The organism is Streptomyces sp. NPDC003032 (assembly GCF_053591415.1).
The window spans coordinates 152,156-175,536 of sequence record NZ_JBSFTT010000019.1; the positions used below are offsets into that span (position 1 = coordinate 152,156).

At 69.2% G+C, this 23,381-nt stretch carries 22 protein-coding genes and 3 pseudogenes; 22 read left to right on the forward strand and 3 right to left on the reverse strand.

Annotation, left to right across the window (positions count from 1 at the left end):
- Window positions 1-187: 187 nt before the first annotated feature.
- From ACWDZ7_RS25900 to ACWDZ7_RS25920, 5 genes and pseudogenes are all read left to right on the forward strand, one after another.
- Window positions 188-1,336 (forward strand): annotated as a pseudogene (locus tag ACWDZ7_RS25900) (site-2 protease family protein); the annotation flags it as partial.
- 149 nt (window positions 1,337-1,485) lie between these two features.
- Window positions 1,486-1,767 carry a hypothetical protein gene (locus tag ACWDZ7_RS25905; RefSeq protein WP_451800183.1) on the forward strand — a complete coding sequence of 94 codons (282 nt, stop codon included), beginning with the start codon at window positions 1,486-1,488 and terminating at the stop codon, window positions 1,765-1,767.
- Between the two features lie 12 nt (window positions 1,768-1,779).
- Window positions 1,780-2,634, forward strand: coding sequence for a DUF2637 domain-containing protein (locus tag ACWDZ7_RS25910; RefSeq protein ID WP_451800184.1), 855 nt, complete (start codon window positions 1,780-1,782; stop codon window positions 2,632-2,634).
- A gap of 43 nt (window positions 2,635-2,677) precedes the next feature.
- Entirely contained in the window at window positions 2,678-3,580 is a 903-nt protein-coding gene (locus ACWDZ7_RS25915) for a tRNA (adenine-N1)-methyltransferase (RefSeq protein WP_451519177.1), read from the forward strand.
- Window positions 3,581-3,794: 214 nt separating this feature from the next.
- Window positions 3,795-4,382 (forward strand): hypothetical protein, encoded by a 588-nt coding sequence (locus ACWDZ7_RS25920; RefSeq protein WP_451800186.1) that lies wholly within the window; start codon window positions 3,795-3,797, stop codon window positions 4,380-4,382.
- Between the two features lie 19 nt (window positions 4,383-4,401).
- Here the strand turns inward: ACWDZ7_RS25920 and ACWDZ7_RS25925 are convergent, their stop codons facing one another.
- Entirely contained in the window at window positions 4,402-4,716 is a 315-nt protein-coding gene (locus tag ACWDZ7_RS25925) for a ferredoxin (RefSeq protein WP_451800187.1), read from the reverse strand.
- 253 nt (window positions 4,717-4,969) lie between these two features.
- Between ACWDZ7_RS25925 and arc the strand changes: the two genes are divergently transcribed.
- From arc to prcA, 6 genes and pseudogenes are all read left to right on the forward strand, one after another.
- On the forward strand, window positions 4,970-6,736 hold the full coding sequence (gene arc / locus ACWDZ7_RS25930) for a proteasome ATPase (RefSeq protein ID WP_451800188.1): 1,767 nt from the start codon (window positions 4,970-4,972) through the stop codon (window positions 6,734-6,736).
- A gap of 213 nt (window positions 6,737-6,949) precedes the next feature.
- Complete coding sequence (gene dop, locus ACWDZ7_RS25935; protein WP_451800190.1) at window positions 6,950-8,461, forward strand: depupylase/deamidase Dop; 1,512 nt, start codon at window positions 6,950-6,952, stop codon at window positions 8,459-8,461.
- 120 nt (window positions 8,462-8,581) lie between these two features.
- Window positions 8,582-8,800 carry a ubiquitin-like protein Pup gene (locus ACWDZ7_RS25940; protein WP_127911314.1) on the forward strand — a complete coding sequence of 73 codons (219 nt, stop codon included), beginning with the start codon at window positions 8,582-8,584 and terminating at the stop codon, window positions 8,798-8,800.
- A 104-nt stretch (window positions 8,801-8,904) separates the two neighbouring features.
- Window positions 8,905-9,105: pseudogene (locus tag ACWDZ7_RS25945) on the forward strand (endonuclease VII domain-containing protein); the annotation flags it as partial.
- Window positions 9,057-9,902, forward strand: coding sequence for a proteasome subunit beta (gene prcB / locus ACWDZ7_RS25950; RefSeq protein WP_451800192.1), 846 nt, complete (start codon window positions 9,057-9,059; stop codon window positions 9,900-9,902). The pseudogene ACWDZ7_RS25945 and the gene prcB, both read left to right, overlap by 49 nt.
- 53 nt (window positions 9,903-9,955) lie before the next feature.
- Window positions 9,956-10,729 (forward strand): proteasome subunit alpha, encoded by a 774-nt coding sequence (prcA, locus tag ACWDZ7_RS25955; protein ID WP_451800194.1) that lies wholly within the window; start codon window positions 9,956-9,958, stop codon window positions 10,727-10,729.
- Window positions 10,730-10,835: 106 nt separating this feature from the next.
- Here the strand turns inward: prcA and ACWDZ7_RS25960 are convergent, their stop codons facing one another.
- Window positions 10,836-11,858: a LacI family DNA-binding transcriptional regulator gene (locus tag ACWDZ7_RS25960; RefSeq protein WP_451800196.1), complete on the reverse strand. Its 1,023-nt coding sequence runs from the start codon at window positions 11,856-11,858 to the stop codon at window positions 10,836-10,838.
- Between the two features lie 130 nt (window positions 11,859-11,988).
- Between ACWDZ7_RS25960 and ACWDZ7_RS25965 the strand changes: the two genes are divergently transcribed.
- From ACWDZ7_RS25965 to ACWDZ7_RS26015, 11 genes are all read left to right on the forward strand, one after another.
- The gene (locus tag ACWDZ7_RS25965) at window positions 11,989-13,248 is read left to right on the forward strand and encodes an MFS transporter (RefSeq protein WP_451800198.1); all 1,260 of its coding nucleotides are present in this window, start codon (window positions 11,989-11,991) and stop codon (window positions 13,246-13,248) included.
- A 9-nt stretch (window positions 13,249-13,257) separates the two neighbouring features.
- A complete protein-coding gene (gene pafA, locus ACWDZ7_RS25970; RefSeq protein WP_451800199.1) occupies window positions 13,258-14,619 on the forward strand; it encodes a Pup--protein ligase in 1,362 nt (453 codons plus the stop codon).
- Between the two features lie 139 nt (window positions 14,620-14,758).
- A complete protein-coding gene (locus ACWDZ7_RS25975) occupies window positions 14,759-15,757 on the forward strand; it encodes an FKBP-type peptidyl-prolyl cis-trans isomerase (protein WP_451800200.1) in 999 nt (332 codons plus the stop codon).
- A 57-nt stretch (window positions 15,758-15,814) separates the two neighbouring features.
- A complete protein-coding gene (locus ACWDZ7_RS25980) occupies window positions 15,815-16,189 on the forward strand; it encodes an FKBP-type peptidyl-prolyl cis-trans isomerase (RefSeq protein WP_451519657.1) in 375 nt (124 codons plus the stop codon).
- A gap of 134 nt (window positions 16,190-16,323) precedes the next feature.
- Window positions 16,324-17,277 (forward strand): helix-turn-helix transcriptional regulator, encoded by a 954-nt coding sequence (locus ACWDZ7_RS25985; RefSeq protein WP_451800201.1) that lies wholly within the window; start codon window positions 16,324-16,326, stop codon window positions 17,275-17,277.
- 47 nt (window positions 17,278-17,324) lie between these two features.
- On the forward strand, window positions 17,325-18,380 hold the full coding sequence (locus ACWDZ7_RS25990) for a helix-turn-helix transcriptional regulator (protein WP_451800215.1): 1,056 nt from the start codon (window positions 17,325-17,327) through the stop codon (window positions 18,378-18,380).
- Window positions 18,381-18,391: 11 nt separating this feature from the next.
- Window positions 18,392-18,652, forward strand: coding sequence for a hypothetical protein (locus ACWDZ7_RS25995; RefSeq protein ID WP_451800216.1), 261 nt, complete (start codon window positions 18,392-18,394; stop codon window positions 18,650-18,652).
- A gap of 9 nt (window positions 18,653-18,661) precedes the next feature.
- A complete protein-coding gene (locus ACWDZ7_RS26000; RefSeq protein ID WP_451800203.1) occupies window positions 18,662-18,859 on the forward strand; it encodes a hypothetical protein in 198 nt (65 codons plus the stop codon).
- Window positions 18,860-19,065: 206 nt separating this feature from the next.
- Window positions 19,066-19,347 (forward strand): Sec-independent protein translocase subunit TatA, encoded by a 282-nt coding sequence (tatA, locus tag ACWDZ7_RS26005; protein ID WP_451800205.1) that lies wholly within the window; start codon window positions 19,066-19,068, stop codon window positions 19,345-19,347.
- Between the two features lie 92 nt (window positions 19,348-19,439).
- Window positions 19,440-20,336 (forward strand): twin-arginine translocase subunit TatC, encoded by an 897-nt coding sequence (gene tatC / locus ACWDZ7_RS26010; RefSeq protein ID WP_451519664.1) that lies wholly within the window; start codon window positions 19,440-19,442, stop codon window positions 20,334-20,336.
- Between the two features lie 59 nt (window positions 20,337-20,395).
- Complete coding sequence (locus tag ACWDZ7_RS26015) at window positions 20,396-23,209, forward strand: DEAD/DEAH box helicase (RefSeq protein ID WP_451800206.1); 2,814 nt, start codon at window positions 20,396-20,398, stop codon at window positions 23,207-23,209.
- Here the strand turns inward: ACWDZ7_RS26015 and ACWDZ7_RS26020 are convergent.
- Window positions 23,187-23,381 (reverse strand): annotated as a pseudogene (locus tag ACWDZ7_RS26020) (hypothetical protein); the annotation flags it as partial. The gene ACWDZ7_RS26015 and the pseudogene ACWDZ7_RS26020 overlap by 23 nt on opposite strands.

Below are 23,381 nucleotides of genomic sequence, written 5' to 3' on the forward strand. Positions count from 1 at the left end.
GCCGCAGGAGTCCGCGCCGCAGCGGTCCGCGCCTCAGCAGTCGGCGCCGCCCCAGCAGCCCGCGCCCCCCCGCCCCGGCGCCCGTCTGGCGAAGGCGCCCCGGGAGGCCCCCCGGCCCGGAGGCCGGCGCGAGCCGACGGTTCCGGGGAAGGGTGAGGGCAAGGGCAGAGGAAAGGGGCGCAAGGGTCCCGGGGGTGGACTGCTCATGGGCAGGCCCTTCGGCGTGCCCGTCTACGTCGCGCCCAGCTGGTTCCTCGTCGCCGCCCTCATCACCTGGGTCTTCGGCGGGCAGCTCGACCGCGTCCTGCCCGAACTCGGCGGCGCCCGCTACCTCGTGTCCCTCTTCTTCGCCGTCGCCTTCTACGCCTCCGTGCTGGTCCACGAACTGGCCCACACCGTCGCGGCCCTCCGCTTCAAGCTGCCGGTGCGCCGCATCCAGCTCCAGTTCTTCGGCGGAGTCTCCGAGATCGAGAAGGAGTCCGAGACCCCGGGCCGGGAGTTCGTCCTCGCCTTCGTCGGCCCCCTGCTCTCACTCGTGCTCGCCGGTGTCTTCTACGCCGGTATGCGCGTCGTCGAGCCCGGCACCGTGCCCGGCGTCCTCCTCGCCGGCCTGATGATCTCCAACCTCATCGTCGCCGCCTTCAACCTCCTGCCGGGCCTGCCCCTGGACGGCGGCCGCATGCTGCGCGCCGTCGTCTGGAAGATCACCGGCAAGCCCATGAGCGGAACCGTCGCCGCCGCCTGGGTGGGCCGCGCCCTCGCCATCTCCGTGCTGATCGGCCTGCCCCTGCTCAACCAGTCCGGCGCCCTCGGCGGCGAGGCCCAGGACATCGGCGGCATGGACACCGTCACCGACGCCCTGCTCGCCGCGATCCTCGCCGCGATCATCTGGACCGGCGCCGGGAACAGCCTCCGCGTGGCCCGCCTGCGCGAGCACCTGCCCGAGCTGCGCGCCCGCACCCTGACCCGCCGCGCGGTGCCCGTCGAATCCGACACCCCCCTCTCCGAGGCGCTGCGCCGGGCCAACGACGCCGGCGCCCGCGCCCTCGTGGTCGTCGACCCCGACGGCGATCCGATGGCGGTCGTCCGCGAGGCGGCCATCGTCTCCGTGCCCCAGCACCGCCGCCCCTGGGTCGCGGTCAGCGGCCTGGCCCAGGACATCACCGAGGGCATGCGGATCTCCGCCGAACTCGCGGGGGAGGAGCTGCTCGACACCCTCCGGGCGACCCCCGCCACGGAGTACCTGGTCGTCGAGGACTCCGGAGAGATCTACGGAGTGCTCTCCGCCGCCGACGTGGAGCGCGCCTTCGTCAAGGCGATGGCCAGACCGTCCTGAGCACAGCCGTCACGGTCCTGAGCATCGCTGTCCTTTTAAAGTTCGTTTGACATCTACGTCTTACATCCTATTTGAAAAGAGTGCTCGTCCGACTAACCCGTCACCCATTCGCCGCGCATCCGCCATTGAAAAGCGGCGTTAGTCGGAGCATGACGAAGGACACGAAGGGGAAGGTGCTCCAGTCCGTCCAGCACCTGGCAGACCCGACCGGTAGAAAAACTGTGCGACTGGGTTCCTATACTTATATTCCCGCACCGATCCACCGGGGTGCGACCAACGGGAGCCTGATGACGGCGAATTCCTCCGTGACGCTCAACGTGACCGAGGGCATTCTCCGGGAGTTCATGGACATCATGAGTTCCCTGGAGAGCGATCTCGCGAGACGATGGCTGCTGCTACAGACCGGGTCCCGCCGTTCGCGAGTGGAATGATCAAGCTGCGTCATGCACTACGAGCAAACAGGTCACTACACTGACCCCTTCGGCGATTACTCCGGCGGGTATCCGAGCAGCGGTGGCCGACATCGCGCTCCCGTCGAGGAGTTCTCTGTTCCCCTCATGCCGCCGGACCCGGGATGGGACCCCTCGGAAGAGTTGGCCTTCTTCCTTCGGGGCGCCATCGAGGACCAGCAGCAAGTAATTCCGGACACAAATAATACGGACGCATTTAACAGTCCGGAGCCGAAAGACCCCCGCGAAGCCTTAGTGGAAATCACGGCCGACCTGCCCCCGCTGAGGGAGGCCCCCCGGGGCCATCGCAAAGTGCGGGACCGGCAGCGACCAGGTGCTTTTCGCATGGTCAGCTACCTCATCGCGGCCCTGGCGACCGTCATCGCATCCGCGGTGAGCTTCTTCGGCGGGATGATCGCTTATGATCCGCTGCGATTCATCGCGATGACCCGGACACCCAGCAGTGTGGCCTCCTGGTGGCCTCTGCTGGTGTTCGGTCCCTGGCTGGTGGCGTCACTGTCCATCCTCCGGGCGGCAATACACCAACGTCGGGCCTCACATTCCTGGTGCATGGTCATCATCTTCTCCGCCATCGCGATGGCGCTGTGTGTCGCGCAGGCGCCGAAGAACATCGTCGACACCTCGGCCGCCGCACTGCCGAGTTTCGCCTCGCTGGCCTGTTTCCAGCAATTGGTACGTCAGATCACTCTGACCCGACCGCCCCGGCGGTCACTGCCGAGGCACAGGCTGCAACGTGCCGAGGAGCCCACTGGCGAGACGCCGGCCGGAGCGACGCCAGGGGAAGGCGCGACACCAGAGGGCGGCACAACCACCGGAACGAACCCCTGAAGCGGTGGTCCGAGGTTCGCGTCGCGGCCGGTAGTCTGGTCACATGTCCGAACCGACCGGTGCCGCCCGCCGTCGCGGGCCCTTCAAGGTCGGGGACCAGGTCCAGCTCACCGACCCCAAGGGACGCCACTACACGTTCACGCTCGAAGCGGGGAAGAATTTCCACACCCACAAGGGTTCCTTCCCCCACGACGAGCTGATCGGTGCTCCCGAGGGCAGTGTTGTCCGTACCACGGGAAACGTCGCCTACCTGGCGCTGCGCCCCCTGCTCCCCGACTACGTCCTGTCCATGCCCCGCGGCGCCGCCGTGGTCTACCCCAAGGACGCGGGGCAGATCCTGGCCTTCGCCGACATCTTCCCCGGCGCACGCGTCGTCGAGGCGGGGGTGGGCTCCGGCTCGCTCAGCAGCTTCCTGCTGCGCGCCATCGGCGACCAGGGAATGCTGCACTCCTACGAGCGCCGCGAGGACTTCGCCGACATCGCCCGGCAGAACGTGGAGCGCTACTTCGGCAGCCCCCACCCCGCCTGGCAGCTCACCGTCGGCGACCTTCAGGACAATCTCAGCGACACCGAGGTCGACCGCGTCATCCTCGACATGCTCGCCCCGTGGGAGTGCCTGGAGGCCGTCTCCAAGGCGCTCGTCCCCGGCGGCATCCTCTGCTGCTACGTGGCGACCACCACCCAGCTCGCCAGGACCGTCGAGTCCATCCGCGAGATCGGCGGCTTCAACGAGCCGACCGCCTGGGAATCGATGATCCGCAACTGGCACGTCGAAGGCCTCGCCGTCCGCCCGGACCACCGCATGATCGGTCACACCGGCTTCCTGCTCACCGCCCGCCGCCTCGCGGACGGCGTGGAGCCCCCCATGCGCCGCCGCCGCCCCGCCAAGGGCGCCTACGGCGAGGACTACACCGGACCGAACGCCGACGGTGGCACCCCGCGCTGACCCGCGCGACGGGCCCCGGCCAAAAAGCAGGCGCCGCCGCCGAGTTCCCTGACCGACCAGGGAACTCGGCGGCGGCGCCGTTTCGTTGACGTGGCACCAGCCGCGTACCGGAAGAACCGCGAGACCCACCGGACCCCGGTGTTCCACCTCACTGTGACCTATGGCACGATGCTGGCCACCCCACCGGCACAGCCCTCGCAGGAGACACTTCCTAGTGCAGCACCCCGCCGTCCCGGAACTGGCACACACCACCGCCCGCCCCGTCCACTGGCTGGCCACCGCCGCCGCGCTGGCCGCCGTCGTCGCGGGCTCCGCGTTCCTGCAGCCCGACCCCGCGACCGCCGCCCAGTCAGGGCCGCAGCCACCCAGGAGAGCCGCCGCGGGCGCACCAGCACCGGCCCCCGCGCCGGACCCGGCCTCCGTGGAGTTCCCCCTGGACTGCGGCACCGTGGGGTCCGTCGTGAAGAAGAAGGCCACCGGCGACCTCGACGGCGACGGCCGGGCCGAGACCGTGGCCGTCGTGCACTGCCGGGCCGGCTCGGGCACCCCGCCCGACGGGGTCTATGTGATCACCCGCCCCGAGGCGGGCAAGCCGCGCGTGGTGGCCACCCTCGTCGACCCGAAGGACCATCTGAACGTGAGCGACTTCGCCGTGCGTGACGGCGCGGTCACCGCGACCCTGCTCGGCTACTCCTCACTCGACGTCCCCCGTTGCTGCCCCGACCGCGAGGACGCGGCCAAGTGGCAATGGAAGGACGGCACGTTCGAGCGGACGACGCCCGCCGGGGCCCGCAGCGTCTGACGCGCCCACGGGCGCCGGGTCACTCGGCGTCGGGGCCGTACACCTCGACCTTGTCCGAAACACGACGTACGTGGATGCAGTCGCCCGGACACTCCTTCGCGGAGTCGGTGACATCCCGGAGCAGCGGCAACGGCACGGGTGTTGTGGCCCCCGGCGCCTGGAGCAACACGTCGTCCCCGCTCTTCACATAGGCCAGTCCGTCGATGTCCAGCTCGAATACCTCGGGCGCGTACTGCGCGCAGATGCCGTCCCCGGTGCAGAGGTCCTGGTCGATCCAGACCTCCAGCAGATCATGGCCCTCACTGCCGGTCTCGGCGTCGTGCCGCACGGTCATCTCTCCTGCCGGTCGCTGCGTCGAGCGGGCCGACTGTGCAGTAAGTCGGGCCAGCTCTGACGGGTGTTGAACGCTTCGACGATACAACCGTCCGCTTTCCGATGTTGTTGGGTGGGTATTCACCTGGCGTGAGGGAGAGCGCAAGGGTGAAGATCGGACACACCCCCTCGTCTTTGTGATCTAGGGGTTTCAATCGACACCCACCCAGGTAGGGTCTGGAAGCGTCCAGCTCCCCTTGGAGGAGGTGAGGACCGTGGCAGCCCACGACGACGACAACAACCGCGGCATCCGGCCGGGACGAGGGTCTGAAGACCCTGCCGGTCAGGTTGCCTATCTCGAGCAGGAAATCGCCGTCCTGCGACGTAAGCTCGCCGACTCTCCGCGTCATACGAGGATTCTCGAAGAGCGGATCGTCGAGCTGCAGACCAATCTGGCCGGCGTGTCCGCGCAGAACGAACGGCTCGCCAACACGCTCCGCGAGGCCCGCGACCAGATCGTGGCCCTCAAGGAGGAAGTCGACCGGCTCGCGCAGCCACCGGCCGGCTTCGGAGTCTTCCTCGTGGCGAACGAGGACGGCACGGCGGACATCTTCACCGGGGGCCGCAAGCTCCGGGTGAACGTCAGCCCCGGCGTGGAGCTCGAAGAGCTCAAGCGCGGCCAGGAAGTAATGCTCAACGAAGCGCTCAACGTGGTCGAGGCCATGGAGTACGAGAGCGTCGGCGACATCGTCACCCTCAAGGAGATCCTTGAGGACGGCGACCGTGCCCTGGTGATCGGACACACCGACGAAGAACGAGTGGTGCGGCTCGCCGAGCCCCTCCGGGACGTCACCATCCGCGCCGGCGACGCCCTCCTGCTCGAACCCCGCTCCGGCTACGTCTACGAGGTAGTGCCCAAGAGCGAGGTCGAGGAACTCGTCCTCGAAGAAGTCCCCGACATCAGCTACGAGGCGATCGGCGGTCTCGGCGGCCAGATCGAAATGATCCGGGACGCCGTCGAACTCCCGTACCTCTACCCCGACCTCTTCAAGGAGCACGAACTGCGGCCGCCCAAGGGCGTGCTGCTGTACGGGCCTCCCGGCTGCGGCAAGACGCTGATCGCGAAAGCCGTCGCCAACTCCCTTGCCAAGAAGGTCGCGGAGGTCACCGGGCAGCCCACGGGGAAGAGCTTCTTCCTCAACATCAAGGGCCCCGAGCTCCTCAACAAGTACGTCGGCGAGACCGAGCGCCACATCCGCCTGGTCTTCCAGCGTGCCCGTGAGAAGGCGAGCGAGGGTACCCCCGTCATCGTCTTCTTCGACGAGATGGAGTCCCTCTTCCGCACCCGCGGATCCGGTGTCAGCTCGGACGTGGAGAACACCATCGTCCCGCAGCTGCTCGCCGAGATCGACGGCGTGGAAGGGCTGGAGAACGTCATCGTCATCGGCGCCTCCAACCGCGAGGACATGATCGACCCCGCGATCCTGCGGCCCGGACGGCTCGACGTCAAGATCAAGATCGAGCGCCCGGACGCCGAGGCCGCGAAGGACATCTTCGCCAAGTACCTCACCGAGCGGCTCCCGCTGCACGCCGACGACCTGACCGAGCACAGCGCCGACCGGCGCGCCACCGTGCACGGCATGATCCAGTCCGTCGTCGAGCAGATGTACGCGGAGTCCGAGGAGAACCGCTTCCTCGAAGTGACGTACGCCAACGGCGACAAGGAAGTCCTGTACTTCAAGGACTTCAACTCCGGCGCCATGATCGAGAACATCGTGGGCCGCGCCAAGAAGATGGCCATCAAGGCCTTCCTCGAAGCGAACCAGAAGGGCATCCGGGTCTCGCACCTCCTCCAGGCTTGCGTCGACGAGTTCAAGGAGAACGAGGACCTGCCCAACACCACCAACCCGGACGACTGGGCCCGCATCTCCGGAAAGAAGGGCGAGCGGATCGTGTACATCCGCACCCTCGTCACCGGAAAGCAGGGCGCGGACACCGGACGCTCCATCGACACGGTGGCGAACACCGGTCAATACCTGTAGAACCCAGGGCGGCTGCGGGTGTCCTTCACGGGTACCCGCAGCCGTCTGCTTTTCAATGAAGACAATGATCTCCCCACCAGCGCAAAGGCGTTCTAGGCTCTTCGGTACCGCCGAGTCGCGCAGTGCGGGGACGGGCACCGCACACGCACCGGAGAACCAGCGGTACTTGAGCGCCGTTCCCGAACGGGAGCGCCGCCGGGCAAGGAGGGCCGCATGACTGTACGGCGAGTAATGGGCATCGAGACGGAGTACGGCATCTCCGTCCCCGGCCACCCCAACGCCAATGCCATGCTCACCTCGTCCCAGATCGTCAACGCCTATGCCGCGGCGATGCACCGGGCGCGACGCGCCCGCTGGGACTTCGAGGAGGAGAACCCGCTGCGGGACGCGCGGGGTTTCGACCTCGCCCGCGAGGCCGCCGACTCCAGCCAGCTGACCGACGAGGACATCGGCCTCGCCAACGTCATCCTGACCAACGGAGCGCGCCTCTACGTAGACCACGCGCACCCCGAGTACAGCTCACCGGAGATCACCAACCCCCTGGACGCGGTCCTGTGGGACAAGGCCGGCGAGCGCATCATGGCCGAGGCCGCCGACCGCGCGGCCCAGCTCCCCGGGGCCCAGCCGATCCACCTGTACAAGAACAACACCGACAACAAGGGCGCCTCGTACGGCACGCACGAGAACTACCTGATGAAGCGGGAGACCCCTTTCTCGGACATCGTGCGCCACCTCACGCCCTTCTTCGTCTCCCGCCAGGTCGTCACCGGCGCCGGACGCGTCGGCATCGGCCAGGACGGCCACGAGCACGGCTTCCAGCTCAGCCAGCGCGCCGACTACTTCGAAGTGGAAGTGGGCCTGGAGACGACCCTCAAGCGGCCCATCATCAACACCCGCGACGAACCGCACTCGGACGCCGAGAAGTACCGCAGGCTGCACGTCATCATCGGCGACGCCAACCTCTCGGAGATCTCCACCTACCTCAAGCTGGGCACGACCTCGCTCGTCCTCGCCATGATCGAGGACGGCTTCATCGCCGTGGACCTCGCCGTGGAGCAGCCGGTGCGCACCCTGCACCAGGTCTCCCACGACCCGACGCTCCAGCACCTCGTCACGCTCCGTAGCGGCCGCTCGCTGACCGCTGTCCAGCTGCAGATGGAGTACTTCGAGCTCGCCCGCAAGTACGTCGAGGAGCGCTACGGCTCCGACGCCGACGAGCAGACCAAGGACATCCTGGCCCGCTGGGAGGACGTGCTCGGCCGCCTGGAGAGCGATCCGATGAGCCTGTCGGGAGAGCTCGACTGGGTCGCCAAGCGGGAGCTCATGGAGGGCTACCGCCGCCGCGACAGTCTCGACTGGGACGCCGCGCGTCTCCACCTGGTCGACCTCCAGTACGCCGACGTACGGGCCGAGAAGGGTCTGTACAACCGCCTGGTGGCACGCGGCAAGATGAAGCGGCTCCTGGACGAGGCGGACGTGGAGCGGGCCACCACCAAGCCGCCGGAGGACACCCGTGCGTACTTCCGCGGACGCTGCCTGGAGCAGTACGCGGACGATGTGGCCGCGGCCTCATGGGACTCGGTCATCTTCGACCTGCCCGGCCGTGACTCTCTGCAACGAGTGCCGACCCTGGAGCCCCTGCGCGGCACCAGGAACCACGTCAAGGAACTCCTGGACCGCTGCCGCTCGGCAGAGGATCTGGTTCGGGTCCTCTCCGGCGGCTGAAAGGTCACCGGCGGGGGAATCACAGAGGTGGGTCCCGCACGTTGAACGAAGCGCGGGACCGATGTCGGACCCGGCTTGTAGGGTCTGATCAACAACGTCTAACCGAGCGGGGTGAGGCAGATGGCGACCAAGGACACCGGCGGCGGACAGCAGAAGGCGACGCGTTCGACCGAGGAGACCGAGGAGCAGACACAGGACGCGCAGGCTTCCGAGGACCTCAAGGAGCGCCAGGAGAAGCTGAGCGACGACGTGGACTCCGTCCTGGACGAGATCGATGATGTCCTTGAGGAGAATGCAGAGGACTTCGTGAGGTCCTTCGTTCAGAAGGGTGGGCAGTAGGTCGACTTGACCTTCGAAACAAAGGTCCTCGGGGGGTTTGTGTGTTCGAGGGTGTGGACGTGAAGCGTTGCTCGCGGCGCGGGGAAGAGCGGCCGCGGGCAGCGTGTTCCCACGCTCCCGCAATCCATGTGGATCACTGTCACGAGACGGGTAAGGTCCGTGGCGTACTGTGCTTCAACTGCAATTCGGCCATCGGCAAGTTGGGAGACGATCCCGACGCTGTTCGTCGGGCTGCCGCCTATCTGGAGGGATCCTCGTGGAAGCCAACACTCGTAGCACCGGGCGTCTACCGACTGCCTTCCTGACGCCTGGATCATCGTCCTTCATGGACTTCCTGTCCGCGCACCAGCCCGAGATCCTGCCCGGCAATCGCCAAATGCCGCCCACGCAGGGCGCTTTCGAGGCTCCGCACGGCACGACCATCCTGGCCGTGACGTTCCCGGGCGGCGTCGTGCTCGCCGGTGACCGCCGGGCCACGATGGGTAACGTCATCGCGTCGCGGGACATGGAGAAGGTCTTTCCCGCGGACGAGTACTCCGCGGTGGGCGTCGCCGGCACGGCGGGCCTCGCCGTGGAGATGGTGAAGCTCTTCCAGCTCGAGCTGGAGCACTTCGAGAAGGTGGAGGGCGCCACGCTCTCCCTGGAGGGCAAGGCGAACCGTCTCTCCACGATGATCCGCGGCAACCTCGGCATGGCCATGCAGGGCCTCGCCGTGGTACCGCTCTTCGCCGGCTATGACGTGGACCGCGAGAAGGGACGCATCTTCTCGTACGACGTCACGGGCGGCCGCTCCGAGGAGCACGGGTTCGCGGCCACCGGCTCCGGTTCGGTCTTCGCGCGCGGTGCGATGAAGAAGCTGTACCACGACGGTCTGACGGAGGAGCAGGCGACGACCCTCGTGGTCCAGGCGCTGTACGACGCCGCCGACGACGACTCGGCGACGGGCGGTCCGGACGTGGCCCGTCGGATCTACCCCATCGTCACCGTCATCTCCGACGAGGGTTTCCGGCGGCTCACGGACGAGGAGTCCTCCGCGATCGCCCGGTCGGTCCTGGAGAAGCGGCTGGAACAGCCGGACGGCCCGCGTGCCGCGCTTCTCTGATCGCTCCGAATTCGTTACTGACTGAAGTTTTTTGACAGAAAGGGACGGATCCGGTGTCGACGCCGTTCTATGTATCACCCCAGCAGCAGATGGCCGACCGGGCGGAATACGCCCGCAAGGGCATCGCGCGCGGCCGCAGTCTGGTCGTCCTGCAGTATGCCGACGGCATCGTGTTCGTCGGCGAGAACCCGTCCCGTGCCCTGCACAAGTTCAGCGAGATCTATGACCGCATCGGTTTCGCGGCCGCCGGCAAGTACAACGAGTACGAGAACCTCCGGATCGGCGGTGTCCGTTACGCCGATCTCCGTGGTTATACCTACGACCGCGACGACGTGACGGCGCGCGGCCTGGCGAATGTGTACGCGCAGACGCTGGGCACGATCTTCTCCAGCGCGGCGGAGAAGCCGTACGAGGTGGAGCTGGTGGTCGCCGAGGTGGGCGCCACGCGCGAGGGCGATCAGATCTACCGCCTTCCGCATGACGGTTCGATCGTCGATGAGCATGGTTCGCTGGCCGTGGGCGGCAACGCCGAACAGATCAGCCAGTATCTCGATCAGCACCACAACGACGGCATGACGCTCGCGGAGGCCCTGAAGCTGGCCGTGCGCGCGCTCTCGCGTGACACCAACGGCACCGAGCGGGAGATCCCCGCCGAGCGCCTCGAGGTGGCGGTGCTCGACCGGACGCGGCCGCAGCAGCGGAAGTTCAAGCGGATCGTGGGACGTCAGCTGTCGCGGCTGCTCGACGAGGGCGGCGCGACGGACGCGGTCGGCGACACGGATGAGGACGCCGGGCCCGCGCCGCGGTCCGGCGGTGACGTCGAGTAGTCCGCCGCGGTAGTCCCGTCGCGCTGTGCGCCCCGCGCTCCGGTCGTCTGGCCGGGACGCGGGGCGTTCGCGTGCCCGGGGCGGGCCGGGCCCGGCCCGCCCCGGGCTAGCGGGCGGGTCCCGTCGAGCCGCGGACGACGAGTTCGACGGGGAGCGGGCCGGCCTCGGGTGTGCGGCCTTCGACGACGGCGACCAGGGACTCCATGCCGCGCTCGCCGAAGCGCTCGGCGGGCAGGCGCACGGTCGTGAGCTCCGGTTCGACCGCGGTCGCGAGGGTCAGATCGTCGAAGCCGGTCACCGAGAGGTCTTCGGGGACGCGCAGCCCGAGGCGTCGTGCGGCCTTGCAGGCGCCCGCGGCGAGGAAGTCGTCGTCGCAGATGACCGCTGTGGGGCGAGGGCCCGGAGCGGCCAGAGCGGCTTCTGCGGCGGTGCGGGCCGCGTTGACGGTCAGGGGTGCCGCGACGTGTCGTACGGCCGTCTGAGTGCCGTGGAGCGCGGCGGTGAGGGAGTCGGCGCGTACGTCGAAGGTCCAGGCGTCCACGGCCGCCGCGAGGTGGAGGACGTCGCGGTGGCCGAGGGCGAGCAGATGCTCCGTCACCTGGCGCATGCCGTCGGCGAGGTCGAGGTTGACGGTGGCGGCGCCCAGGCTGCGGGCGGGGTCGCTGTCGAGCATGACCAGGGGCAGGTCGTCGCCGCGGATGGTGGCGAGCGTGTCGGAGGCCATGGAGGAGGCGAGTACGCCGTCCAGTGAGGCGCGCGCCGAGTCGAAGGGGTCGCGGGCGGGGCCGGTGCCGTCGGGCGGGAGGTAGAGGAGGACGCCGAAGCCGTGGCGGGCGGCGACGCGGGCGGCGCCGTTGTAGACGTGCGCGAAGAACTCGTTGGTGAGGGCGGGGACGACGAGCAGCGCCGTCCTGGTCCGGCCCAGGCGCAGGTTGCGGGCGGCGAGATTGGGGCGGTAGCCCATCTCCTGTGCGGCGGTCCGTACGCGCTCGGCGGTGGGTTCGGCGACCCGGCCACGCCATTTGTCGCCGAGGACGAGGGACACGGTGGCCTGTGAGACGCCGGCTGCGCGCGCGACGTCGCGGCTCGTGGGGCGGGGGGCCCCGACTTCGTGCTGTGGCCCGGCCACTGTTACCTCCCTGGTCGTGCCCGCGGGACGGGAACGCGGTGGACCCGTGGACAGCGCTCATGGTACGTATGACGCCGGACGTTATACGTAAAACCCCGGCCGCCACGGCGTGGGGGAGGGGCGGTAGGGCATGGCTGCGGGATACGCGGAGATCCTCCGGACGCGGTACGCGACACGGCTGCTCGCCGGGACGCTGGTGGGCCGGCTGCCCAACGCCACGGCCGCGATCGCGATCGTGCTGTTCATCCGGGCCGAGGGCGGCACCTACAGCCTGGCGGGCGCCCTCGCCGCGGTGTACGGCGTGGCCAACGCGGTGGGGCAGCCGCTGCTCGGCCGCCTGGTCGATCTGCGCGGCCAGCCGCGCGTACAGCTGCCCGCCGCCCTGCTCTCCGCGCTCGCCATGGCGGGCTTCGCCTTCACCGGGCCCGACCGGCTGGCCCTCGCCTACATCACCGTGGGCGCCGCCGGTCTGTTCACACCGCCCCTGGAAGGCGGCCTGCGGGCACTGTGGCCGAGCGTGCTCGGCAAGGAGGAGCAGGTCCACGCGGCGTACGCCATGGACGCCGTCGCCCAGGAAGTGATGTTCACCGTCGGGCCGCTGCTCGTCACGGGCTGCGTGGCCCTCTGGTCGGAGCAGGTGGCGCTGCTCGTCGTCAACGCCGTCGGCGTGCTGGGTGCCCTCTCCGTGGTGATGTCCGAGCCCTCGCGCGCGTGGCGCTCGGCCCCGCGCGAGGCGCACTGGCTCGGAGCGCTGCGCTCGCCGGGGCTCCTCGCGCTCCTCGGGGCGTTCCTCTTCATCGGCATGGCGCTCGGCTCCATCACCGTCGCCGGTGTGTCGTACGCGGACGGGCACGGCGGTGACGCGGTGTACGGCTGGATGATGGCGGCGCTCGGACTCGGCGCGCTGGCCGGTGGTTCCGTGTACGGGGCGCGGCAGTGGCGTGGTGTGCCGGAGAGGCGGCTGAGCGTTCTGGTGGCTCTGCTGGCCGTCTGTTATGTGCCGTTGACGCTGCTGCCCGGCGCGCTCGCCATGACCGCGCTCACCGCCCTCGCGGGGGTCTTCCTCGCGCCGGCGCTGGCTTGTGCGTTCATCATCGTGGACCGGCACGCGCCGCGGGGCACCGTCACCGAGGCGTTCTCCTGGCTGGTGACGACGTTCACGGTCGGGGCCTCGCTGGGAACTGCCGCCACGGGGCCCGTAGTCGAGTGGGGCGGCACGGTGTGGGGGTTCACCGTTCCGGGGCTCGCGGGAGCGGCGGCGCTGGTGGTTTTGCTGGCCACGACGCGGGTACTGGTGCCGGTCCGTGAAACAGCGGTCGTTGCGGATTCATCGGAAAATGATCGAACCGGTGCTGTCGAACCCGGTTTCAGTGCCGGGCATCAGGCGTAATGTTCAGTCATGGACCGCCGCATTTTCGGGCTGGAGAACGAGTACGGCGTCACGTGCACGTTTAGGGGACAGCGCCGCCTGTCGCCTGACGAGGTGGCGCGCTACCTCTTCCGCCGTGTTGTGTCATGGGGCCGCAGCAGCAACGTATTCCTGCGGAACGGCGCCCGCCTCTATCTTGACGTGGGGTCACATCCGGAATATGCCACACCCGAATGTGACAACGTGACCGAGCTGGTCACCCACGACAAAGCAGGCGAGCGCATTCTGGAAGGCCTGCTCGTCGACGCCGAACGCCGCCTGCACGAGGAGGGGATCGCGGGCGACGTCTATCTCTTCAAGAACAACACCGACTCGGCGGGAAACTCCTACGGCTGCCACGAGAACTATCTGGTGGCCCGCCACGGAGAGTTCTCCCGGCTCGCGGACATCCTCATCCCGTTCCTCGTGACCCGGCAGCTGCTCTGCGGCGCCGGCAAGGTGCTGCAGACACCGCGCGGCGCGGTGTACTGCGTGAGCCAGCGCGCCGAGCACATCTGGGAAGGGGTGTCGTCGGCGACCACCCGCTCCCGGCCGATCATCAACACCCGCGACGAGCCGCACGCGGACGCCGAGCGCTACCGCAGGCTCCACGTCATCGTCGGCGACTCGAACATGTCCGAGACGACCATGCTCCTCAAGGTCGGCGCCACCGACCTGGTGCTGCGCATGATCGAGGCGGGCACGGTCATGCGTGACCTCACCCTGGAGAACCCGATCCGGGCCATCCGCGAGGTGAGCCACGACATCACGGGCCGCCGCAAGGTGCGCCTGGCCAGTGGCCGCGAGGCCTCCGCCCTCGAGGTGCAGCGCGAGTACTACGAGAAGGCGGTGGACTTCGTCGACCGCCGCGGCATCCGCACCGGCACCGTCGAGCAGGTGCTCGAACTGTGGGGCCGCACGCTGGACGCGATCGAGTCCGAGGACCTCGACCGCATCGGCACCGAGATCGACTGGGTCATGAAGTACAAGCTCATCGAGCGGTACCGCGCCAAGAACAACATGACCATGTCGCATCCGCGGGTTGCCCAGATAGACCTCGCGTACCACGACATCCACCGCCGTCGCGGCCTCTACTACCTCCTGGAGAGGAAGGGCCAAGCCGCCCGGATCTGCGACGACTTGAAGATCTTCGAGGGCAAGTCGGTGCCGCCGCAGACCACCCGGGCGCGACTGCGCGGCGACTTCATCCGGCGCGCCCAGGAGCAGCGCCGCGACTTCACCGTCGACTGGGTGCACCTGAAGCTCAATGACCAGGCACAGCGCACCGTGTTGTGCAAGGACCCCTTCAGGTCGGTGGACGACCGGGTGGAGAAGCTCATCGCCGGGATGTGACCCGGTGAGGGCCGTGTGATGTGAGCGGCGTTGTGGGAACGCAACGCGGGCGCCGTACGTTCCTCGTGCGGCGCCCTTCTCACGCCGTAGAGTTGCGCGCACGCCAACCCACAAGATCGACCGATACGAGGCCCCCACCGTGCGCCGACGCTCCCTCCTCCTTGCCGTCCCGGCCGGCCTGCTCACGCTGGCAGGCTGTGGTGACGACAAGGCCGACAAGGCCAAGTCCAAGCCCAGCGACAGCCCGACCAACTCGCCGTCGGCCGCGCCGACGGCGAAGATCGTGGCCGGGCCGCTGCCCGAGATCACGAAGGGCGACAAGTTCGGCCAGAAGCCGACCGTCGCCAAGGGCCCCGGAAAGGCGTCCTCCGACCTCGCGGTCAAGACGCTGATCGAGGGCAAGGGCAAGGAGGTCGTCAAGGGCGACTACCTGCAGGCCGACTACCTCGGCCAGATCTGGGCGACGGCCAAGGTCTTCGACAACTCCTACGACCGGGGCAACCCCACGGTCTTCCCGATCGGCGTCGGCCAGGTCATCCCGGGCTGGGACCAGGCCCTGGTCGGCAAGAAGCTCGGCAGCCGCGTGGAGCTGGCCATCCCCCCGAAGATGGGATATGGCGAGGAGGGCAACAAGCAGGCGGGCATCAAGGGCTCCGACACGCTCGTGTTCGTCGTCGACCTCGTGGGCACCTTCAACGCCAAGAGCTCGGCGAAGGGCAAGGAGATCGCGCAGTCCAACAAGGACCTGCCCAAGGTCGGCACGAACACCGACGGCAAGGCCCCCTCGATCGACATCCCGAAGACCGACGCGCCCAAGAAGCTCGTCGCGTCGTACGTCCTGGAGGGCGACGGCGAGGAGATCAAGGAGACCGACAGCGTCCTGTGCCAGTACAAGGGCGTCCTGTGGGCGGACGGCAAGGAGTTCGACTCCACGTACAAGCGGGGCCAGCTCGCCCAGTTCCAGCTGGCGCAGGTCGTCAAGGGCTGGGCGCAGGGCCTGACCGGCAAGAAGGTGGGCAGCCGCGTCCTCGTCGTCGTCCCGCCGAAGCTGGGCTACGGCGACCAGCCGCCGGAGGGCGGCGCCATCAAGAAGGACTCCACCCTCGTCTTCTGCGTGGACATCCTCGCCAAGGCGTGAGCCCCGGGGATGTAAGACTGTCCACCTGACCTTCCGTATCAAAGCAGGAGCATTTTCGTGAGCATTGAGAAGCCCGAGGTCGACTTCCCGGGTGGCGAGCCGCCGGCCGAGCTGCAGATCAGGGACATCTGGGAGGGCGACGGGGCCGTCGCCAAGGCGGGCGACTTCGTCAAGGTCCACTACGTGGGCGTCGCCTTCAGCACCGGCGAGGAGTTCGACGCCAGCTGGAACCGCGGCAACCCGCTGGAGTTCCAGCTGGGCGCCGGCCAGGTCATCTCCGGCTGGGACCAGGGCGTGCAGGGCATGAAGGTGGGCGGCCGCCGCGAGCTGATCATCCCCGCGAAGCTCGCGTACGGCGACCGTGGCGCCGGTGGCGGCCGCATCGCCCCCGGCGAGACGCTGATCTTCGTCTGCGACCTGGTCTCCGTCTGACGACGTCCATGGCCTGATCGTTTCGCCGAGGGTCCGTGCCTGTCCGGCACGGGCCCTCGGCTTTTGCCCCGACACCCCGGGGCGGTACGGTCATCGGTCGGAAGCACAATGTGTACGGCCGAGAAAGGGCGTCGATGGCCATTGCCAAGGCCGAGCGGCTGATGAATCTGGCGCTGTGCCTGCTCGGGACCCGGCGGCCGCTCAGCAAGCGGGAGCTGCGCGAGTCCATCGAGGCCTATCTGGAGGCGGGATCGGACGACTCCTTCAACCGGATGTTCGAGCGCGACAAGGACGATCTGCGCGAGCTGGGCCTGGTCATCGAGACCGTGGAGAACCTCGACGGCGACGTCGGCTACCTCGCCCGCCGCGACAGCAACCGTCTGCCGCCCATCACCATAGACGCGGAGGAAGCCGCCGCCCTGGGCCTCGCCGCCAAGGTCTGGCAGCAGGCCCGCCTCGCCGGAGCCGCCAGCGGCGCCCTGCAGAAGCTGCGCGCCGCCGGCCTGCCCGAGGACGCCGACCCCTACGGGTCGCACAGCGCCCTGGAGCCCCGCATCCCCGCGCACGAGGCGTCCTTCGAACCGCTGATGCTCGCCTGCCGCGACCGCCGCCCCGTCGTCTTCGACTACCGCAAGGCCACCGCCGCGCGGCCCGAGCAGCGCCACGTCGAGCCCTGGGCGCTCGAGTGCTGGCGCGGCCACTGGTACCTCGCGGGCTGGGACCGCGACCGGGGTGCCGAGCGCGTCTTCCGCCTCTCGCGGATCACCGGCAAGGTCCGCGCCCGCGCGGGAAAGTACACCGCCGACGTCCCGGACGTCGTCACGGTGCGTGAGACCGTCGCGAGCTGGGCGGGGGAGAGCGCCGACCGCACGGCCCGCATCCGGCTGCGCGCGGGGGCCGGCTACCCGCTGCGGGCCAAGGCCGGCTCGGTGCGGGAACTGGGCGACGGCTGGGACGAGTTGGAGATTCCCTACGGCCACGGGCTCGACGCCTGGCTGGTGGAGTTCGGCCCCGACGTTGTGGTCCTGGACCCCGCCGAACTGCGGGCCGACGTCGTGGACCGGCTGCGCGCCGTGGCCAAGGGCTGAGGGGACGGAAGACAGTGGCCTCGAACGCCATCGACCAGACGCGGCGGATGCTGTCGCTGGTGACCTATCTGCGCGAGCGCCCCGGCGCCCACGTCGAGGACGTCGCCCGCGCCTTCGGCATCACCCCGGACGAGCTGATCTCCGACCTCGACGTGCTGCCGCTGTGCGGGACCAGCTTCCGCGGCGGCGACCTGCTCGACATCGACACCGACGGCGACCGCATCTGGTGGCACAACCCGGACGACGTGGCCGCCCCGCTGCGGCTCGCCGCCGACGAGGCGACCGCGCTGCTCGTGGCGGCCCGCGCGGTGGCCACCCTGCCCGGCCTGCGGGAGAGCGACCGCCTCGCGCTGCTGCGCGCCACCGCGAAGCTGGAGACCGCGGCCGGCGAGGCGGCGATCTCCAGCTCCCGCCTCTCGGTGACCTTCGAGTCCGAGGGCGGCGTCTTCGCCGACGTCGACCGGGCGATCTCCGAGCGCCGCAGGCTCTGGATCCGCTACTACTCGCCCGCCCGTGACGAGGTCACCGAGCGCGAGATCGACCCGATCCGCCTGGTCAGCGTCGGCCACACCTACGTAGAGGCGTGGTGCCGCCGCTCGGAGGCGCGGCGCACCTTCCGCCTCGACCGCGTGGCCGAGATCAAGATCCTCGACGAGCCGTCCGCGCCGCCCGAGGTGGAGCTGCGCGACCTCTCCGCAGGGCTCGTGCAGCCCGCCGCCGAGGACCCCGAGGTGGTCGTGGAGGTCGGCCCCGGCGGCCGCTGGGTCGCCGAGTACTACCCTCACGACAGCGCCGACGAGCTGCCCGACGGCGGCCTGCGCATCACGCTGCGCACTCCCGAGCCCGCCTCGCTGCGCCGGCTCGCGCTGCGGCTCGGCGGGGACGGGCGGATCGTCTCCCCGGCCCAGCTCGCGGACAGCGCGCGGCAGGCGGCCCGCGAGGCGCTCGCGGCCTATGACAAGCAGGACGACCACCAGGACAACCACCAGGACGGCGATCAGGACGGCGACCAGTCGTACGAGCATTCGTACGAGAAGCCGCACGGCCAGGCCCTCGACCCGGCCCTCGACCCGGCCCTCGACACGCGGGAGCAAGGGCGTTGAGCACACCGACGATGTCCGGACTGCCAGGAGTGCCGACGCAGGCGACGCGTGCCCCCGTCCTCTTCACGGCCGCCTGCCCCGACTGCCGCGCCCGCTTCGAGCTCTCCGCGGGGGCGCTGCGCCTGGCGATCGGCGCCAGCCGCCGCACGACCTTCTACTCCTTCACCTGTCCCGAGTGCGGGGCCGCGGTGCGCAAGCCCGCGGGCGAGCGCATCGTCGAACTTCTCACCGGCGGCGGGGTGCGGACGCTGCGTCTGCACTCGACCGTCTAGGCTCGGCGCATGTTCTGGGCGATGCTCGCGATCGCGGCGGGCTTCTTGGGCCTCGCCGTCCTCGGCGTAATGGCGATCAAGGTCTTTGTGGAGGCACAGCGCCTCGGACGTCAAGTGACCGAGACCACACGGCAGATCAACCGGGCGGCCGAGGACCTGGAGAAGGCCGCGGCCGATGTGGCCCGTGCGGGGCGAGAGGCTCTCTAGCCTCCGCGACCTGTCAACTGCCCGAGGGGGGCGGGTACGCTGCGGATGCGGCCCGGATCGAGGCGGGGGCCGCACTCGGAGTATGCGCGGGGATTGCCGAGCGTTTACCCCGGGGGGTTACGATCGCTGACAGCGGGAGATCGGATGTATGTCCGGTCTGCCTGGCAACCAGACTCCTGTCGCCTCGGTGAAGAAGGTAAACAGCTATGGGTAGGCTCGGCCCCACCGAGATCGTCCTCATCCTCGTCATCGTCGTCCTGCTGTTCGGAGCCAAGAAGCTGCCGGACATGGCGCGCTCCCTCGGCAAGTCGGCCCGCATCCTCAAGAGCGAGGCCAAGGCCATGAAGTCCGAGAGCAAGACGGACGACGCCGCCCCGGCCGACCCGCCGAGCGACCCCGCCGTCCAGCAGCGCACGATCCAGGCGGCCCCCGGCGACGTGACCAGCTCGCGCCCGGTCACCGAGCCGACCGACACGACGAAGCGCTGATCCAAGGCCGGCGCCGGCCGGCCTGCCGCACGAGATGAGGACGTGGGTTGCTCAAGTCTGCCCGCAAGAAGGAGAAGGACCCCGAGGGGCGGATGCCCCTCGCGGAGCATTTGCGCGAGCTCCGCAACCGGCTCGCCAAGGGCATGCTGGCGATCACGATCGTCTCGGTCGTGGCCGCCTTCTACAGCGAGGAGCTGATGAAATTCCTCGCTTCGCCGGTGCCGCGCTGCCCTGACGGCGGTCTGGAGAGCAAGGGCGGCGAGTGCGCCGTCGTCGCCTACACCGACCTCCTGTCGCCCTTCACCACCACGGTGAAGGTGAGCCTCATGGCCGGCGTCATCATCGCCAGCCCGGTCTGGCTGTACCAGCTGTGGGCGTTCATCGCCCCCGGGCTGCACAAGAGCGAGCGCAAGTACACGTACGCCTTCGTTGCCGCCGCCGTGCCGCTGTTCGCGGGCGGTGCCTGGCTCGCGTACGTGATCATGCCGATCAGCATGCGCGTGCTCCTCGGGATCACCCCCGACGGCTCGGCGAACATCCTGCCGATGGACAAGATCCTCGACTTCACGGTCCGGATGGTCCTGATCTTCGGTGCGGCCTTCGAGCTGCCGCTGCTCCTGATCATGCTCAACCTCACCGGCATGGTGACCGGCAAGCGCATGATCACCTGGTGGCGCGGTGTCGTCATGGGCGTGTTCATCTTCGGCGCGGTCGCGACGCCGACCACCGACCCGGTCGGAATGATCGCCCTCGCCGGTCCGATCGTGGTCCTGTACTTCCTCGCGGTCGCCTTCTCGATGCTGAACGACAAGCGGCGCGCCCGTCGGGATCCCGACGCCGAGCTCGACGACGACGAGGCGTCCGACATCGACCTCACGCCCGAGGACATCGGCGAGATGGAATCCGTCACCGCGCCCAAGGCCCTGCCCGAGCAGGCGGGCACCGGCCGGTCCGACCACCGTGTCAACGGCTTCGACGACGTGACCTGACCTGGCCTGACAATAATGATCGTCCGTTGTCGGTGGTGGCCGGTAGTCTCGAAAGCACGATGACAGAGGACCTCTCACCGGCCGAGCGGTATGCGGCGGCGCGCGAGCGCGCTGCCGAGCAGGCCACCGCACTCGCGTCCTTCCGCGAGATGTACGAATTCGGCCTCGACCCCTTCCAGATCGAGGCCTGCCGGGCGCTGGAGGCGGGCAAGGGCGTGCTCGTGGCCGCCCCCACGGGCTCGGGCAAGACGATCGTCGGCGAGTTCGCCGTGCACCTCGCCCTCCTCCAGGGCAAGAAGTGCTTCTACACCACGCCCATCAAGGCGCTCTCCAACCAGAAGTACGCCGACCTCGCCAAGCGCTACGGCGCGGACAAGGTCGGCCTCCTCACCGGCGACAACAGCGTCAACTCCGACGCGCCGGTGGTCGTCATGACCACCGAAGTCCTGCGGAACATGCTGTATTCGGGCTCGCAGTCGCTGCTGAACCTCGGCTATGTGGTCATGGACGAGGTGCACTACCTCTCCGACCGCTTCCGCGGCGCCGTCTGGGAAGAAGTGATCATCCACCTCCAGGAGTCGGTCACGCTCATCTCCCTGTCGGCCACGGTGTCGAACGCCGAGGAGTTCGGCGACTGGCTCGACACGGTGCGCGGCGACACCGAGGTGATCGTCTCCGAGCACCGGCCCGTGCCGCTCTTCCAGCACGTGCTCGCCGGGCGCCGGATGTACGACCTCTTCGAGGAGGGCGAGGGCCACAAGAAGGCGGTCAACCCCGACCTCACGCGCATGGCGCGCATGGAGGCCAGCCGTTCGTACAACCCCCGGGACCGCCGCAAGGGCAAGATGATCCGCGAGGCCGACCGTGAGCGCGAGCGCCGGCAGCGGTCCCGGATCTGGACGCCGGGCCGCCCCGAGGTCATCGAGCGGCTCGACTCCGAAGGCCTGCTGCCCGCGATCACGTTCATCTTCAGTCGCGCGGGCTGCGAGTCGGCCGTCCAGCAGTGTCTGTACGCGGGCCTTCGGCTGAACGACGACGAGGCGCGGATGAAGGTCCGCGAGATCGTCGAGGAGCGCACGGGCTCGATCCCGAACGAGGACCTCCACGTCCTCGGTTACTACGAATGGCTGGAGGGGTTGGAGCGCGGCATCGCGGCGCACCACGCGGGCATGCTGCCCACCTTCAAGGAGGTCGTCGAGGAGCTGTTCGTACGCGGCCTCGTCAAGGCCGTCTTCGCCACCGAGACCCTCGCCCTCGGGATCAACATGCCCGCGCGCAGCGTGGTCCTCGAAAAGCTCGTCAAGTGGAACGGCGAGCAGCACGCCGACATCACCCCCGGCGAGTACACCCAGTTGACCGGCCGTGCCGGGCGCCGCGGCATCGACGTCGAGGGCCACGCGGTGGTGCTCTGGCAGCGCGCCATGAGCCCCGAGCATCTGGCGGGACTCGCGGGCACGCGCACGTACCCCCTGCGCTCCAGCTTCAAGCCGTCGTACAACATGGCGGTGAACCTGGTCGAGCAGTTCGGGCGGCACCGCTCGCGCGAGCTTCTGGAGACGTCCTTCGCGCAGTTCCAGGCCGACAAGTCGGTCGTCGGGATCTCCCGGCAGGTGCAGAGGAACGAAGAGGGCCTTGAGGGCTACAAGGCCTCCATGACCTGCCACTTGGGCGACTTCGAGGAGTACGCGCGCCTGCGCCGCGAGCTCAAGGACCGAGAGAACGAGCTGGCCAAGCAAGGCGCCGTCCAGCGCAGGGCCGCCGCCGCGGCCTCCCTGGAGAAGCTCAAGCCGGGGGACGTCATCCACGTGCCCACGGGGAAGTACGCGGGCCTCGCGCTCGTCCTCGACCCCGGGCTGCCCGCCGGGCGGGCCAACGGCCACCGCGGGTTCGACCACGTGGACGGTCCGCGGCCGCTGGTGCTCACCGCCGAGCGGCAGGTCAAGCGGCTCGCGTCGATGGACTTCCCGGTGCCGGTCGAGGCCCTGGAGCGGATGCGCGTCCCGAAGTCGTTCAACGCCCGCTCGCCGCAGTCCCGCCGCGACCTGGCCTCCGCGCTGCGCACCAAGGCCGGGCACATCGTGCCCGACCGGCACCGCAAGGGGCGTGCGGCGGCCGCCGACGACCAGGAGATCGTCCGGCTGCGCACGGAGCTGCGCGCCCACCCCTGCCACGGCTGCGACGAGCGCGAGGACCACGCGCGCTGGGCCGAGCGGTACCACCGCCTGAGGCGCGACACCTCGCAGCTGGAGCGCCGCATCGAGGGGCGTACGAACACCATCGCCCGCACCTTCGACCGCATCGTCGCGCTCCTGACCGAGCTCGACTATCTGCGGGGCAGCGAGGTCACCGAGCACGGCAAGCGCCTCGCCCGCCTCTACGGCGAGCTGGACCTGCTGGCCAGCGAGTGCCTGCGCGCCGGTGTCTGGGAGGGGCTCGGTCCCGGCGAACTGGCCGCGTGCGTCTCGGCGTTGGTGTACGAGTCGCGGGTCGCCGACGACGCGCTCGCACCGAAGCTGCCGTCCGGCGCCGCGAAGGCGGCGCTCGGTGAGATGGTGCGGATCTGGGGCCGTCTTGACGCTCTGGAGGAGGAGTTCAAGATCAGCCAGACCGAGGGCGTCGGCCAGCGCGAACCGGACCTGGGCTTCGCCTGGGCGGCGTACATGTGGGCGAACGGCAAGGGCCTGGACGAGGTGCTCCGCGAGGCGGAGATGCCGGCCGGTGACTTCGTGCGCTGGTGCAAGCAGGTCATCGACGTCCTGGGCCAGATCGCCGCGGCCGCTCCCCGCGAGGGCGGCGGCACGGTCGCGAAGAACGCCCGCAAGGCGGTCGACCAGCTGCTGCGCGGCGTGGTGGCGTACAGCTCGGTGGGCTAGCGGGCCACCGCACGATCGCCGGGGCTCGCCCGGGGGAGTTCGACGGGACGGGGCACCTTCCGTGTCTGAAGCGCACTGTGATCGGCAGCGTCGGGGTGACCAGCAGGTCGTACGTCGAGTGGAAGCGGCCCATACGGCGCCCGAGGTCCATGCGTACGTCGACCGCCGAGAG